We start from the raw sequence: 14335 nt of genomic DNA, 5'->3' as shown, positions 1-14335 counted from the left end.
CCCGTTACCCGGGCGGGCCCCGGCCGCCAAGGGGAAACCGGCCGGGACCCGCCCGCCCACGGGCACTCCCCGCGGACACCAGAGGGATCGGTCGCCCACCCGACGCCTTGAGACACGCCCCGGTGCATGCGGGTTGCCGTTCGGGGCCTGGCTACGCTCGCCCGGATGGACGCTGTGGAGCTGGTGCTGCGCAAATACGACGGCCGCCCGCACCGCCGGGTCACCGGCCACCTGCTAGGTACCGACAAGTTCGGCACCTGGATCGGCACACCGCGAGGCACACTCGTCACATACAGCTACGGCTGGCGCCGCCGCGAACGCACTCGCGAGGACTCGGTCCGCCTGATCCCGGCAACCGGCTGGTGGATGGCCATGTTCTCCGCCGCCCCGGCCCGAGCCGAGATCTACTGCGACGTGACCACCCCCGCCGAACAAACCGGCCCAGCCCAGTTCACCGTCATAGACCTGGACATCGACGTCCTGCGCATGCGCCCCGACGGCCGAGTCCTGATCGACGACGAGGACGAGTTCACCCACAATCGCACCCGCTTCGCCTACCCACCCGACGTGGTCGAGCAGGCCCTGGCAGCAACCGCCGAGCTGAGCTCCGGCCTGGCCACGAACACCGAGCCTTTCGCCACCCACTACCAAACCTGGCTATCCCCCAAAACCTGACAAATCGGGCGGCGGGCGGCGGGTAGGTCGCAGGCAAAGCCGAAGGTCGAAGCACAAAGGCCGATGCCGGCAAGAGCCCAAGTCCGGCGCCGCTGACGCCGGCCAGCACCCGCACTCCAGCAGAAGTGACACCGCCGAAGAAGCAGGGCCGCCAAGGGGCGTAACCACCAAGAGACGTGCAGCCACAGAGGAAGGTGAAGCACCGAGGACAGACAGCCGCAATCGGCCGCGTCGCGTCCGGACGGCAATGTTGATCTGCTAGCGCTACGAAGTCGCGGTGATCATGGGCCTGAAACCGCGATTTCGCATCGCTAGCAGATCAACATCTCGACAGAGACAGCCCGTCCAACGCCACCGCACCAGGCTGGGGGGACCCAGGGTTGATGCGCGGGCGGCATCTACTGGGCAACGATCGGGGTACGCCGCCCATGGCGAAAGAGGAGAGAAACGGCCCCGAACCCGGCAGCAAGCCACAGCAGGAAGTCCAAGGGAAAACGGCTCCCCGAAATCGGCCACAAGCCACGCCGTGAGACGTCCAAAACAACGGCCCCCGAAGCCAACGGCAAGCCACGCCCGCGAAGCCGACGGCGAGCCACGCCGTGAGGCGTCCAGAGCAACGGCCCCCGAAGCCGACGGCGAGCCGCGCCGTGGGGTTTCCGGGGGCTCGGCCCCCGGAGTCAGCATGACGAGCCGGCCAGGTCCGCGCGTTCCGCGGACACGGTGAGCCTCCGGTTCGTGGGCGCGGCAGGTTTCGAACCTGCGACCCCTCGCTTGTAAGGCGAGTGCTCTCCCACTGAGCTACGCGCCCGGCACCCGTTTCACCGGAGCCGTCATCCTACCCTGCCTGCGCCGTGCCGCCCGCGCCCAGGGCGGCCACGGCGGCTCGCCAGGTGGCCTGGTCGCGGGCTTCGCCGGGGGTGTTCATCTCGGCGAAGCGGATGGTGCCGGTGGTGTCGACCAGGAAGGTTCCGCGGTTGGCGAAGCCTCGGTCGGGGTCGAGGACGCCGTAGGCCTCGGCCACCGCGCCGTGCGGCCAGAAGTCGGCGAGCAGGGGGAAGTCGAAGCCTTCCTGCTCGGCCCAGACCTTGTGGCTGTAGATCGAGTCCACGCTGATGGTGAGGACCTGGACGGTGTCGTTGGCGTACTCTCCCAGGTTTTTCTGCACCTCGGTGAGCTCGCCGTGGCAGCGGCGGCTGAACGCCAGCGGGTAGAAGACCAGCAGGACGGCTTTGCGGTCGCGGAAGTCGGCGAGCCGTACGTCCTGGTTGTTCTGGTCCTTGAGGGTGAAGTCCGGTGCTGGCTGGCCCACCTCGATCGGCATGGGCTCAGCCTAACCAGGGCCGGCGCCCGATCGGCGCCGACCTGTAGTGAGGGGGCAGCGAGCTACTTCTTCTTGGCACCCCGCGGGGAGACGAGCCGTGCGCCCGTCCAGTCCTTGCCGGCGTTGACCGTCGAGGTCTGCTGCAGGCCGGCGGTGGGCGCCGACTCGCTGATCTCGCTCGGTTCGACGTGTCCGTCGCGGCCGGCCTTGGGGGTAAGCAGCCACACCACGCCGTTGTCGGCGAGAGGGCCAAGAGCGTCGGTGAGCAGTTCGAAAAGGTCACCGTCGCCGTCGCGGTACCACAACAGCACCGCGTCGACCACCTCGTCGGTGTCCTCGTCGACCAGCTCTCCGACGCGTTCGGTCAGGGCTTCACGGAGATCCTCGTCGACATCGTCGTCGTAACCCATCTCCATGACCACCATGCTCGGCTCGAAGCCGAACCGGTCCGCCAGGCTGCGTACGCCGTCGGCCTGACCCGCGGTCGCGCTCACTGTCCAAATCCTCCTAGCCGTCAGAATTCCCCGGAACCTTTGGGGTAGTCCACACACTCCGGGCTCCATGCGCAAGTGGCGCACCGAGTGTGTGGCAATTTACCGCGCCAGCAGGGCGTGGGCACCCTGTGTGATCGCATCCTCTCCCACCAGCACCTGTTGGGCGGCCGGACCGAGCGGGACCGGGGAGTCCGCGGCGGCAACCCGGCGTACGGCGCCGACGAAAGCTCCGTCGACAAGTGCGGCCAGCACTCCTTCGCCGACGCCGCCCGAACGCCGCGTCTCGTCGACGATGAGCACCCGGCCGGTGGCGGTTGCCTCCCGGACCAGGTCAGCGACGGGCAGCGGATTCAGCCAGCGAAGATCGACCACCCGGGAACCGTACCCGTCCGCGGCGAGCCGGGCAGCGACGCGGAGCGACATCCGCACCCCGTTGCCGTATGTCACGACGGTCAGGTCCTGGGCGGTGCCGAGCCCGTAGACCCGGGCCCGGCCGATCGGGATGTGCTCGCCGGACCAGGTGGCGGGCTCCGGATAGGCGGCCAGCCACTCGCTGTCGCCTTGTTGATAGAGGTCCCTCGTCTGGTAGAGGGCGGCCGGTTCGAGGAACACGCTCACCGTGCCGTCCACGGCCGCCGCGGCCAGGCAGGAACGCAGCATCGGGGCGGCGTCGGCGGCCCGGGCCGGCACCGCCACCACGATGCCGGGGATGTCACGCAGGACCGCTACCGAGTTGTCGTTGGTCAGGTGCCCGCCGAGGCCGAACGGCTGGGCCAGACCGGGCACCCGCAGCACCAGCGGGTTGCGGTAGGCCCCGGAGGAGAGCAGCGACATCGTGGCGGCCTCGGCGCGCAACTGCTCGGCGGCGGTGTGCAGTGCCGCCAGGCCGGTCAGTTCGGCGACCGGGACCAGCCCGGCCGTGCCGGCGCCGAGGGCCAGCCCGAGGATCGCGGTGGCGTCCGGCGGGGTGTCCAGCACCCGGTCCGCGCCACCGCGTTCGAGCAGCCCGGTGGTCACCCCGTACGCCCCGCCGCCGGTGGTGCCGGGGCCGAGCAGCAGCAGCGCCGGGTCGGCGGCGAGCGCGTCGGTGAGTGCCGCGTTGAGGATCTGGGCCAGCGTCATCGGGCCGGCGTGCTCGGGGAGCCGCCCGCCGAAGACCTGGGCCCGTGCCTTCGCGCCGGGCCCGGCCGCGCGGTCGGCGGCCTCGGTGACGGCATGCGACACCCGCAGCGGCCGGCGCGGCGCCAGGGACGCGACGATTTCGCCGATCGAGGCCAGTTTGGGTTCGCCGAGCACCTCCTCGGCGGCCTTGCGGACCTGCCAGCCCACCTCGTCGTACCGCGTGATCACGTCGTCCGGGCCGAGCAGACCGGACTCGACGAGCAGCCGGGCCGTGCCGACCAGCGGGTCCCGGCTCAGGTCGTGCCCGGTGTCCGGGTCGCCGGCCTGGCCGAGCAGGTGGACGGCGGCGAGGCGGAGCACCGCGGGCCGCCGCTCGCGGCGAACGTATGCGGCGGCCTCGACCGCCGCGTCGTACGTCGCGGCCAGGTCGAATCCGTCGGCGAAGCTGTAGCGCACCCCCGGCCGGCCGCGCAGCAGTGTCGCGACCCAGCCGTCCGGGTCGCCCGCGTCCACCCCGTTGTCCTCGCAGACCAGCAGCAACGGCATCGGGGTGCCGGCGGCGCCGAGCCGCCCGGCCGCCTCGAACGCCGCGGCCGCCGCGGGCGCGCTCGCACCGGCGTCGCCGAACGAGGCCACCACTATCGCGTCGTCCGGCCAGGGCGCCGTGCCGGCCCGGGCCAGCGCCCGCGCCAGCCCGGCCGCCCGGGGCAGGTGCCCGCCCGGTGTGGACACCGCCGGGAGCAGGTGCAGGGCCGGGTTGCCGAAGAGTTTGTCCCGGCCGCCGGTGATCGGGTCGCGGACCGAGGCGACGACCCCGCGCAGCACCTCCCGGGCGGCTTCCTCGAGGCGGCGGGCCGGGTCGTTGCCGGCGGCCTGCTCGCGGTCCGCCGCCCGTACGCAATAGAACGCCGCCGAACGCTGGTGCAGCAGTGCCGGGTCGTCGCCGCGCAGCGCCGCGGCGACCGCCGCATTGCCCTCGTGGCCGGCCGATCCGGTGGTGGCGAAGCCCTCGTTGAAGCTGCGCAGCCAGCGGGCCGCGAGGTCGAGGTGTCGGGCGGTCAGCTGGGCGTCGAAGAGTTCCCGGGTGCGGTCGCCGGTCAGGGTGCTGCCCGCACGGACCGGGTCACCGCTGTCCTGCCGGTGTTCCGGTGACCGCAGGGCGGAGACCGCATCGCGGAACCGCTCGTCGAGGTTTTGCGGGGTGGTCACGCGATTCAGCATTGCCGAACAGTGGTGAGCCTGCCAGTGCACAGCAGCCGATCAAGCGTGTCGATCTCTGCGTGGACGCCGGTCACCCGGTGGTGTACTCAGGACATGATCTTCAGGTACGCGGCCGGCCGGCTGGTGGTCTGCCTGTGCTGGCTGGCCGGTACCGCCGGGCTCTTCCTGCTGCTGGATCTATATACATAGACCATGCGTACCGAATTGATCACCGTACGGACCGGCAGCCATCCCGTGGTGCACGACATCACCCGGGAGGCCGAGCGGTTCGTCGCCTCCGAGCAGGACGGCCTGCTGCACGTCTTCGTGCCGCACGCCACCGCCGGCGTGGCGATCATCGAGACCGGGGCCGGCTCGGACGACGACCTGCTCACCGCGATCGACGACCTGTTGCCGGCGGAGGACAAGTGGCAGCACCGGCACGGCTCGCGGGGACACGGCCGCGACCATGTGCTGCCGGCCTGGATCCCGCCCTACGCCACCCTGCCGGTGATCGGCGGGAAGATCGCCCTCGGCACCTGGCAGTCGATCTGCCTGGTCGACCCGAACGGCGACAACCCGATCCGTCAGGTCCGGTTCTCGTTCCTGGCCGGCTGATCCTCGTTTCTGGCCGGCTGATCCCACCCCACCGCAGGCGGGCCGGACGTGGGCGGCGGCTCAGGGGCCGGGGTGACTCAGGACCGCCAGCGCGACCTCGATGTCGGCGGCCAGTGCTTCGGGGTCCGGCGTCACCTTGCTGGAGATCAGCAGTCCGTTGAGGAACGTGACGAGGAAGCCGGCGAGCGCGGCCGGGTCGCGTCCCGCCGGGATCTCGCCGCGCCGGGCGGCGGCGGTCAGGATCCGGGTGAGCGCCTCCCGGATCGCCGCCGTCGCGTCCCGGACGAGCGCGCCGGTGGCGGGGTCACCGGGCAGCCGCTCGGCCGCGGCGTCGACGAGCAGGCAGCCCTGCCCGCCCTCGGCGGCGACCCGGACCCGGTCCAGCAGCACGGCCCGGACCATCGCACGCACGTCGCCGCCGCCGTCACTGCCGCCGCTGCCGGCAGCGTGAGCCGGCACGGCGGCCACGGTGTCCCGGTAGTGCTCCAGCGCGGCCCGGTAGAGGCCGTCCTTGCTGCCGAACGCGGCGTAGAGCGAACCCTGGCCGACCCCGAGTCGCTCGGCGAGCTCGCGCATCGAGGTCGCTTCGTACCCCTGGTGCCAGAACAGATGGGTGGCGCGCGTCACGGCCTCGCCGACATCGAATTCCCGGGTACGCGCCACGCCGGGCACCCTATCGATTCTGGAACGCCTGCTCAAGTATGGCGAGAAGTGTCCAGGTGGCGGCGGGAACCGGCCGAAAGTTACTGGTCAGTACATGTGTCGAGCGTCGCTGACACCTCGGGTAGACGTGACGACGCCCACCGAAAGGGGGCAGGATGGAGGTCCTGTCCGAGCGATTCGCCACCTAGGTCGCCCGGGTTTACCGACACTCAACCAAGAGGATTGCCTGTGGCCACGGAGCGCAAGCGCCCGGTGATCAGCGATGGCCTGCCGAGCCAGCTTCCCGACATCGACCCCGAGGAAACCAACGAGTGGGTCGAGTCGCTCAACGGAGTCATCGACGAACGCGGCGCCAAGAGAGCCCGTTATGTGATGTTGCGCCTCCTGGAGAAGGCCCGGGAGCGACAGGTCGGCGTTCCGCCACTGACGTCCACCGACTACATCAACACCATTCCGCCGGAGCGCGAGCCCTGGTTCCCCGGTGACGAGTTCGTCGAGCGCCGGATCCGGGCCTACATCCGGTGGAACGCCGCGATGCTGGTGCACCGCGCGCAGCGCCCCGAGATCGGCGTCGGCGGCCACATCTCCACCTACGCGTCGTCCGCCAGCCTCTACGAGGTCGGCATGAACCACTTCTTCCGGGGCAAGGACCACCCGGGCGGCGGCGACCACATCTTCTTCCAGGGGCACGCCTCCCCCGGCATGTACGCGCGGGCCTACCTCGAGGGCCGGCTCAGCACCGACCAGCTCGACGGTTTCCGGCAGGAGCTGTCGCACCCGGGTGGCGGCCTGCCGTCGTACCCGCACCCGCGCCTGATGCCGAACTTCTGGGAATTCCCGACGGTCAGCATGGGCCTCGGCCCGCTGAACGCGATCTACCAGGCGCGCTACAACCGGTACCTGCACAACCGCGGCATCAAGGACACCAGCCAGCAGCACGTCTGGGCGTTCCTCGGCGACGGCGAGATGGACGAGGTCGAGTCGCTCGGCGCGATCGGCCTGGCCGCCCGCGAGGAGCTGGACAACCTCACCTTCGTGATCAACTGCAACCTGCAGCGTCTCGACGGCCCGGTCCGCGGCAACGGCAAGGTCATCCAGGAGCTGGAGGCGTTCTTCCGGGGCGCCGGCTGGAACGTCATCAAGGTCGTCTGGGGTCGCGAGTGGGACTCGCTGCTCGCCGCCGACACCGACGGCGCGCTGGTCAACCTGATGAACGCGACGCCCGACGGCGACTACCAGACCTACAAGGGCGAGTCCGGGGCGTACGTCCGCGAGCACTTCTTCGGCCGTGACCCGCGGACCCGCAAGCTGGTCGAGAACATGACCGACGACGAGGTGTGGAACCTCAAGCGCGGCGGTCACGACTACCGCAAGCTCTACGCGGCGTACAAGGCGGCCAGCGAGCACACCGGGCAGCCGACGGTGATCCTCGCCAAGACCATCAAGGGCTGGACGCTCGGCTCGCACTTCGAGGCCCGCAACGCCACGCACCAGATGAAGAAGCTGACCCTCGACGACCTCAAGGGTTTCCGCGACCGGCTCTACCTCGACATCAGCGACAAGCAGCTCGAGGAGAACCCGTACCTCCCGCCGTACTACCACCCGGGCGAGAAGTCCGACGAGTACCAGTACATGATGCAGCGCCGGCGTGACCTGGGCGGCTCGATCCCGAGCCGGCGGACCAAGGCGAAGTCGCTGGCGATCCCGGACTCCAAGGTGTTCGGCGACATCAAGCGGGGCAGCGGCAAGCAGAAGGTCGCCACCACGATGGCGTTCGTCCGGCTGCTCAAGGACCTCATGAAGGACAAGGAGTTCGGCGCCCGGTGGGTGCCGATCATCCCGGACGAGGCCCGCACCTTCGGCATGGACTCGCTCTTCCCGACCAAGAAGATCTACTCGCCGCACGGCCAGACCTACACCTCCGTGGACCGGGAGCTGTTCCTGTCCTACAAGGAGGCGACGAACGGCCAGATCCTGCACGAGGGCATCAACGAGGCCGGATCGACCGCGAGCTTCATCGCCGCCGGCACGTCGTACGCGACGCACGACGAGCCGATGATCCCGCTGTACATCTTCTACTCGATGTTCGGCTTCCAGCGCACCGCCGACGAGCTCTGGGCGGCCGCCGACCAGATGACCCGCGGCTTCCTGCTGGGTGCCACCGCGGGGCGGACCACGCTCAACGGTGAGGGCCTGCAGCACGAGGACGGGCACTCGCTGCTGATCGCGGCGACCAACCCGGCCGTGGTGGCGTACGACCCGGCGTTCGCGTTCGAGATCGCGCACATCGTCGAGAACGGCCTGCACCGGATGTACGGCGAGAAGCAGGAGAACATCTTCTACTACCTCACCATCTACAACGAGCCGGCCATCCAGCCCGCCGAGCCGGCGAACGTGGACGTCGAGGGCCTGCTCAAGGGCATCTACCGGTTCAGCGAGGGCCAGGCGACGGACGGCCCGAAGGCGCAGCTGCTCGCCTCCGGCACCGGCATGCGCTGGGCGCTCAAGGCACAGGAACTGCTCGCCCAGGACTGGGGCGTGAGCGCCGACGTCTGGTCGGTCACCTCCTGGACCGAGCTGCGCCGCGACGCCATCGAGGCGGAGGAGCACAACCTGCTGCACGCGGGCGACGAGCCCCGCAAGCCGTACATCCAGCAGAAGCTGGAGAACACCGAGGGCCCGTCGGTCGCGGTCAGCGACTGGATGCGCGCGGTGCCCGACCTGATCAGCCGGTGGGTACCGAACGGGTACACCTCGCTCGGCACCGACGGCTTCGGCATGAGCGACACCCGGCACGCGCTGCGCCGCCACTTCCACGTGGACGGCGAGTCGGTCACCGTGGCGACGCTGCGCGAGCTCGCGCTGCGCGGCAAGGTGGCGAAGCACGTGCCCGCCGAGGCGGCCCGGAAGTACGCGATCGACGACGTCAACGCCGCGCCCGTGGGCGAGACCGGCGGCGACAGCTGATCCGCTGAAGCAGCCGATGAGGCGGCCCGTCGCGCGATGCGGCGGGCCGCCTCAGCATCTCGGCAAGTCGTGCCGATCTGGGAGATATGCGGCTTCGCATCCTTCATCAGCTGCTCATCCTCGGTCTGGGCAGCGTCCTCGTCACCGCGCTGGTCCTGGTGCTGGTCGGCGCCTGGCAGAGCGCCAGGTTCGCGGACAGCACCCAGCGCGAGGTGCTCCAGCAGAACCAGGCCGAACTGGACCGCACCGCCTCGGCCGTCACCACGCTGGTGCAGACCGTCGGTGACGAGGTGCAGAACGGCGTCGACGTCGGCATGAACAGCGCCTCCGGTCTTCTCGAGCAGCGCGGCGGCGTACGCCTGGCGAAGCGCACCGCCACCTGGACCGCGACGAACCAGGTCAACCAGGAGAAGACCCGGGTGACGCTGCCCCGGGTGACCGTCGCCGGCACCTGGCTCGGGCAGAACACCGACCCGGACCGGTCCACGCCGCTCGTCGACGACACGAAGGACCTGGTCGGCGGCGAGATCACCCTGTTCCAGCGGATGAACGCCGCCGGGGACCTGCTGCGGGTCGCCACCACGGTGCGCAGCAAGGCCGGCACCCGGGCGATCGGCACGTACATCCCGGCGGTCGGCGCGGACGGCAAGCCCAACGCGGTGGCGGCCGCGATCAAGGCCGGAAAGTCGTACCGAGGTGTGGCGCAGGTGGTCGACACCTGGTACATCACCGCGTACGACCCGGTGAAGGACGCCGACGGCGACGTGATCGGCGCGTACTTCGTCGGCGTCCCGCAGGCCGAGGCGCTGAAGAACCTGGTGTCGGCCATCTCCGGTCAGCAGGTCGGGCAGAACGGCTGGGTGAGCGTCTACAGCACCCTGCCGGCCGACCGGGGCCGGGTGATCGCCTCCAGCCTGTCCGGCGCTGCCGGGACCAACGGCCTGGAAGCCACCGACGCCGCCGGCACCCGGTACGTCGAGGAGATCGTCACCCAGGCGCCGCAGCTCGAGGACGGCGCCACCTGGCGGACCAGATATCAGCTGCCCGGCTCGGCCGGGGCGCAGGCCGGCCCCACCACCACGACGGTGGCCTACTACGGGCCGTACCAGTGGGCGGTCGCGGTCGGCGGGTACGACGCGGACGCCGAGCGCACCGTCGAAGCCGTCCGGGACGGGCGCAGCACCATGCTCACCGCGTTCGTGATCGCCGCCGTCCTGCTGGCGCTGGTCGGTGCGGTGGTCGCGTGGTACCAGGCGGCCCGGCTCTCCCGCCGGCTGGGCCGGGTCACCGGCGCACTGACCAGGCTGGCCTCCCGGGATCTGACCGTCTCGGCCGAGGACCGGGGCCACGACGAGATCGGCGAGGCGGCGACCGCGCTGAACACCGCGGCCACCGAGCTGCGATCGGTGATCCTCGAGGTGACCGGGGTGTCCGACGAGGTCGCCGGCACCGCCCGGCGGGTCGCGGCGACAGGTGGTGAACTCTCCAGCGCCTCCGACACGGCCGCCGACCGGGCCGGCACGGTGAGCGTCTCGGCCGACACGGTGTCGCACGTGGTGCAGACGGTGGCCGCCGGCGCCGAGCAGATGGGCGCCTCGATCACCGAGATCTCGCACAACGCCCAGGAGGCCGCGCAGGCCGGCCGGGACGGTGTCGGCCTGACCGCCGCGGCGGCCGGCGTGATCACCGAGCTGCGCGCCTCCACCTCGGCGATCGCCGAGGTGGTCAAGCTGATCGCCAACATCGCCGAGCAGACCAACCTGCTCGCCCTGAACGCGACGATCGAGGCGGCCCGGGCCGGCGAGACCGGCAAGGGCTTCGCGGTCGTCGCCGGCGAGGTCAAGGAACTCGCCCAGGAGACCGCCCGGGCCACCGAGGACGTCACCGCCCGGGTCGCCGCGATCGAGGCGGACACCGCCCGCGCGGTCACCGCCATCGACGCGATCTCGTCCCGGATCGCCCAGGTCAACGACTTCCAGACGGCGATCGCCGCGGCCGTCGAGGAACAGGCCGCCACGACCGCCGAGATGGCCCGAAACATCTCCGAGGCGGCGCACGGGAGCCGGGACATCGCGGAGGGCATCGGAACCGTCAGCGGTGCCATGGAGGGCACCCGCCGCTCGGTCGCCGAGGCGCACCGGGCCGCGGACGAGCTGACGGCCACGGCGCAGCGCCTGACCGGGCTGGTCGGGCGGTTCACCGTCTGAGGGGGCGGGCGCCGGGGTGGCCCGGGCCCGGTGGTGACACCGTTCCGGGTGCAGCCCGGACTGGGTCGGCACGGCGATCGCAGGTCTCGGTAGGCTGGGGTGGTGACTGTTCGCGTACGTTTCGCCCCCTCTCCCACAGGCATGTTCCACGTCGGCGGTGCCCGCTCGGCGCTCCAGAACTGGATCTACGCCAAGCAGCACGACGGCGTCTTCGTGCTCCGGATCGAGGACACCGACGCGGCCCGCAACCGGCCCGAGTGGACCGAGGGCATCATCTCGGCACTGGACTGGATCGGCATCGAGCGCGGGACGTACGAGGGCCCCTACTACCAGTCGTCCTACGCGGCCGACCACACCGCCGCGGCGACCCGGCTCTACGGCGAGGCCAAGGCCTACTACTGCGACTGCAAGCGTGAGGACGTCGTCGCCCGGACCGGTAACACGCACACCGGCTACGACGGCTTCTGCCGGGACCGGGCGCTCGGACCCGGCGAGGGCCGCGCGCTGCGGTTCCGCACGCCGGACGAGGGCGAGACCGTGGTCGTCGACCTGGTCCGCGGCAAGCCGACCTTCGAGAACAAGCTGATCGAGGACTTCGTCATCGCCCGCAGCGACGGCTCGGCGGTCTTCCTACTGGCCAACGTGGTCGACGACATGAGCATGGGCATCACGCACGTGTTCCGGGCCGAGGAGCACCTGCCCAACACGCCGAAGCAGCAGATGCTCTGGGAGGCGCTGGGCGCCACGCCGCCGATCTGGGGTCACGTTCCGGTGATCGTCAACGAGAAGCGGCAGAAGCTGTCGAAGCGGCGGGACAAGGTCGCGCTGGAGTCGTACCGGGACGAGGGCTACCTTGCCGCCGCGATGCGCAACTACCTGATGCTGCTCGGCTGGGCACCCACCGGCGACCGGGAGATCGTCCCGTGGTCGGTGGTCGAGGAGGAGTACCGGATCGAGGACGTGAGCCACGCCCCGGCCTTCTTCGACATCAAAAAGCTGCGCGCCTTCAACGGGGAGTACATCCGCGCGCTGACGCCGGACGAGTTCACCCAGGTCTGCGCACCGTGGCTGACCGGCACCGACACGATCGCCGCGCCGCCGTGGTCGCCGGACGCGTTCGACATCCAGGTGTTCGCGGGGATCGCCCCGCTCGCGCAGACCCGGATCGCGGTCCTCTCCGAGATCGTCGACTACGTCGACTTCCTCTTCCTGGACGAACCCGTCCACGACGAGGCGTCCTGGGCGAAGGCGATGAAGGAGGGCGCGGCGGACATCCTGGACGCGACGGTGACCGCCTTCGGCGCACTGACCGACTGGTCGGCCGAGTCGCTCAAGGCCGCGCTGGAGCAGGTCGGCGAGGCCCGAGGTCTCAAATTGGGCAAGACTCAGGCACCGATCCGGGTCGCCGCGACCGGCCGGACCATCGGCCTGCCTCTCTTCGAGTCGCTCGAGGTGCTCGGCCGGGAGCGCACGCTGGCGCGTCTTACCGCTGCTCGCGGGCGTCTCTGACGCTTTTACCGCATGCGGCGGGCGGCGCGCCAGCACCGTTCGCCGCATGCGGTGATGCTCTCCGCTGCCAGGGTGGCCACCACCCCCACCGTTCGCGTGGGCTTGGTACTGTTCGGCCGCTGATCAACGGTCACGTCACTGAGTCAGCCGTACCCACATGGCTCCAATTCACCCTGCCTCAAGATGCGGCCGGGCCGGTGTCCGGGAAGGCTGTAGGTCTGGGCCGCCGTGCCGGTGCCATCGGTGCGACAGCGGGTTACTGGTTCATGTCCATCCACGGGCGGGGAGGTCGGATGGTGCTCACCAGGTTGGTGTCGGCGGTAGTGGCGATGGCGGTGGCCGGCGCACTGACGTTCGCTGTCACCCCCGCGGCTCACGCCGCGCCGAAGGACAACAAGCCGAGTGCTCTGGAGATCAAGGGCAAGGGCATCGAGAAGCCCATCGTGGTCCGGCAGACCGACGAGCCGCGGCTCTTCGAGAAACTGTTCATCGAGGTCGACTGGCTGGCCTCGGCCCGGCCGCAGACCTCGGCACCGAAATCCGGCAAGCTCGGTGACAAGTACACCGTGACCGTTCTGGTCAAGGACGCGCCGAGCCTGGTCTACGACCTCTACCCGCTCGCCGCGGGCGGTCCCCGGGCCTACCGCCCGGCCAAGCAGCCGTCCGGCAAGAAGACCGCGGGCTGGTTCTACGGCCGGCTCTCCATGTCCGAGTCGCTGCGCCTGTCCGGTGCGCCGCTCGAGGCGAAGCCCGACGTGGTGCACGGCGGCATCGGCGGGGGCATCGGCGAGGACCTGGGCGCCAGCGAGGTCAACCCGGTGGAGAGCATGTCCGAGGTGTTCGGCGAGGTCCGCCGGCTGTTCCTGCTCAACGGGGCGGTTCTGCTGGTGATCCTGGTGGGTCTGGCCGGGATGGCGTTCCTGATCCGCCGCCGGATCTGACCTCCACCAGCGTGATCAAATCGGCCAGGTCGGCGTCGAACTCGACGTCCGCCTGGCCGTTCTCGTCGTGCTCGTCGTGCTCGTCGTGCTCGTCGTGCTCGTCGTGCTCGTCGTGCTCGGCCGCCGGCAGCCCGCCGGTCACCTCGCCGGTGGTGTGCCCGAGCAGGAACGCGCAGATCATCCGGGCCAGCCGGGGCACCTCGGCGGCCGGCACCCCGGCGTCGTGCAGGATGCCGCGCAACGCCGCGGTCAGCCAGGAGGCCGAGGCACCCGCCGCCGACCGGTTCAGCATCAGGGGGAAGGCGCTCGGGTGCGCGTGGGCCAGCGCGCGGACCGCCCGGCCCAGGGCACGCAGCCGGCGGCGCCAGTCGATGTCGGCCAGGTCGTCGCCGACGGACGCGTCCAGTTCCAGGTGCAGCAGGTCGACCAGCCCGTCCAGCAGGGCGTCCTTGCCACCGACGTACGGGTAGAGGGCCATCGAGGTCAGCCCGACCCGTTCGGCGACGGCCCGCATCGACATCGCCGCGAGGCCGCGCTCGTCCACCAGGGCGAGCGCCTGGTCGAGAATCAGCCGTCTCTTGTCATCCACCGCACCTAGCTGACCAGCACAGCGGTCCG

Annotated in this window: 11 protein-coding genes and 1 tRNA gene; 6 read left to right on the top strand and 6 right to left on the bottom strand. The window is 70.6% G+C overall.

The window, feature by feature from the left end; genetic code table 11:
• Nucleotides 1-165 precede the first annotated feature (165 nt).
• Entirely contained in the window at nt 166-675 is a 510-nt protein-coding gene (locus LPA41_RS20710; protein ID WP_229072299.1) for a DUF402 domain-containing protein, read from the top strand.
• 736 nt (nt 676-1411) lie between these two features.
• Here LPA41_RS20710 and LPA41_RS20705 read toward each other — a convergent pair.
• The 4 genes from LPA41_RS20705 to LPA41_RS20690 all read right to left on the bottom strand — a co-directional run bounded on the left by LPA41_RS20705 (nt 1412) and on the right by LPA41_RS20690 (nt 4833).
• Nucleotides 1412-1483, bottom strand: a tRNA-Val gene (locus tag LPA41_RS20705).
• Nucleotides 1484-1510: 27 nt separating this feature from the next.
• Nucleotides 1511-1996, bottom strand: a complete 486-nt coding sequence (locus LPA41_RS20700; RefSeq protein WP_229072298.1) for a peroxiredoxin — start codon at nt 1994-1996, stop codon at nt 1511-1513.
• Nucleotides 1997-2058: 62 nt separating this feature from the next.
• Nucleotides 2059-2490: a DUF3052 domain-containing protein gene (locus LPA41_RS20695; protein ID WP_229072297.1), complete on the bottom strand. Its 432-nt coding sequence runs from the start codon at nt 2488-2490 to the stop codon at nt 2059-2061.
• A 99-nt stretch (nt 2491-2589) separates the two neighbouring features.
• Nucleotides 2590-4833 carry a transketolase C-terminal domain-containing protein gene (locus LPA41_RS20690; protein WP_229072296.1) on the bottom strand — a complete coding sequence of 748 codons (2244 nt, stop codon included), beginning with the start codon at nt 4831-4833 and terminating at the stop codon, nt 2590-2592.
• Between the two features lie 192 nt (nt 4834-5025).
• Between LPA41_RS20690 and LPA41_RS20685 the strand changes: the two genes are divergently transcribed.
• Complete coding sequence (locus LPA41_RS20685) at nt 5026-5430, top strand: YjbQ family protein (protein WP_229072295.1); 405 nt, start codon at nt 5026-5028, stop codon at nt 5428-5430.
• A 60-nt stretch (nt 5431-5490) separates the two neighbouring features.
• On the opposite strand, the gene LPA41_RS20680 is transcribed toward LPA41_RS20685, so the two are convergent.
• Nucleotides 5491-6093: a TetR/AcrR family transcriptional regulator gene (locus tag LPA41_RS20680; RefSeq protein ID WP_229072294.1), complete on the bottom strand. Its 603-nt coding sequence runs from the start codon at nt 6091-6093 to the stop codon at nt 5491-5493.
• A gap of 228 nt (nt 6094-6321) precedes the next feature.
• Here LPA41_RS20680 and aceE point away from each other — a divergent pair, with 228 nt between their 5' ends.
• The 4 genes from aceE to LPA41_RS20660 all read left to right on the top strand — a co-directional run bounded on the left by aceE (nt 6322) and on the right by LPA41_RS20660 (nt 13717).
• Entirely contained in the window at nt 6322-9060 is a 2739-nt protein-coding gene (gene aceE, locus LPA41_RS20675; protein ID WP_229072293.1) for a pyruvate dehydrogenase (acetyl-transferring), homodimeric type, read from the top strand.
• A gap of 86 nt (nt 9061-9146) precedes the next feature.
• Entirely contained in the window at nt 9147-11267 is a 2121-nt protein-coding gene (locus LPA41_RS20670) for a methyl-accepting chemotaxis protein (RefSeq protein ID WP_229072292.1), read from the top strand.
• Nucleotides 11268-11369: 102 nt separating this feature from the next.
• Nucleotides 11370-12776 carry a glutamate--tRNA ligase gene (gltX, locus tag LPA41_RS20665; protein WP_229072291.1) on the top strand — a complete coding sequence of 469 codons (1407 nt, stop codon included), beginning with the start codon at nt 11370-11372 and terminating at the stop codon, nt 12774-12776.
• Nucleotides 12777-13069: 293 nt separating this feature from the next.
• Nucleotides 13070-13717 (top strand): hypothetical protein, encoded by a 648-nt coding sequence (locus LPA41_RS20660; protein WP_229072290.1) that lies wholly within the window; start codon nt 13070-13072, stop codon nt 13715-13717.
• Here the strand turns inward: LPA41_RS20660 and LPA41_RS20655 are convergent.
• A complete protein-coding gene (locus LPA41_RS20655) occupies nt 13644-14306 on the bottom strand; it encodes a TetR/AcrR family transcriptional regulator (RefSeq protein WP_229072289.1) in 663 nt (220 codons plus the stop codon). The genes LPA41_RS20660 and LPA41_RS20655 overlap by 74 nt on opposite strands.
• Between the last annotated feature and the right edge of the window lie 29 nt (nt 14307-14335).

Origin of the sequence: Actinoplanes sp. DH11, from assembly GCF_020873875.1 — a bacterium.
Classification (GTDB): Bacteria; Actinomycetota; Actinomycetes; order Mycobacteriales; family Micromonosporaceae; genus Actinoplanes.
This window is presented reverse-complemented; position numbering and strand designations above follow the sequence as displayed.

Coding starts and splice junctions, on each gene's coding strand:
- LPA41_RS20700 (WP_229072298.1), bottom strand. CDS start 1,996: ATGCCGATCGAGGTGGGCCAGCCAGCACCGGACTTCACCCTCAAGGAC.
- LPA41_RS20685 (WP_229072295.1), top strand. CDS start 5,026: ATGCGTACCGAATTGATCACCGTACGGACCGGCAGCCATCCCGTGGTG.
- LPA41_RS20660 (WP_229072290.1), top strand. CDS start 13,070: ATGGTGCTCACCAGGTTGGTGTCGGCGGTAGTGGCGATGGCGGTGGCC.
- LPA41_RS20710 (WP_229072299.1), top strand. CDS start 166: ATGGACGCTGTGGAGCTGGTGCTGCGCAAATACGACGGCCGCCCGCAC.
- LPA41_RS20670 (WP_229072292.1), top strand. CDS start 9,147: ATGCGGCTTCGCATCCTTCATCAGCTGCTCATCCTCGGTCTGGGCAGC.
- LPA41_RS20690 (WP_229072296.1), bottom strand. CDS start 4,833: ATGCTGAATCGCGTGACCACCCCGCAAAACCTCGACGAGCGGTTCCGC.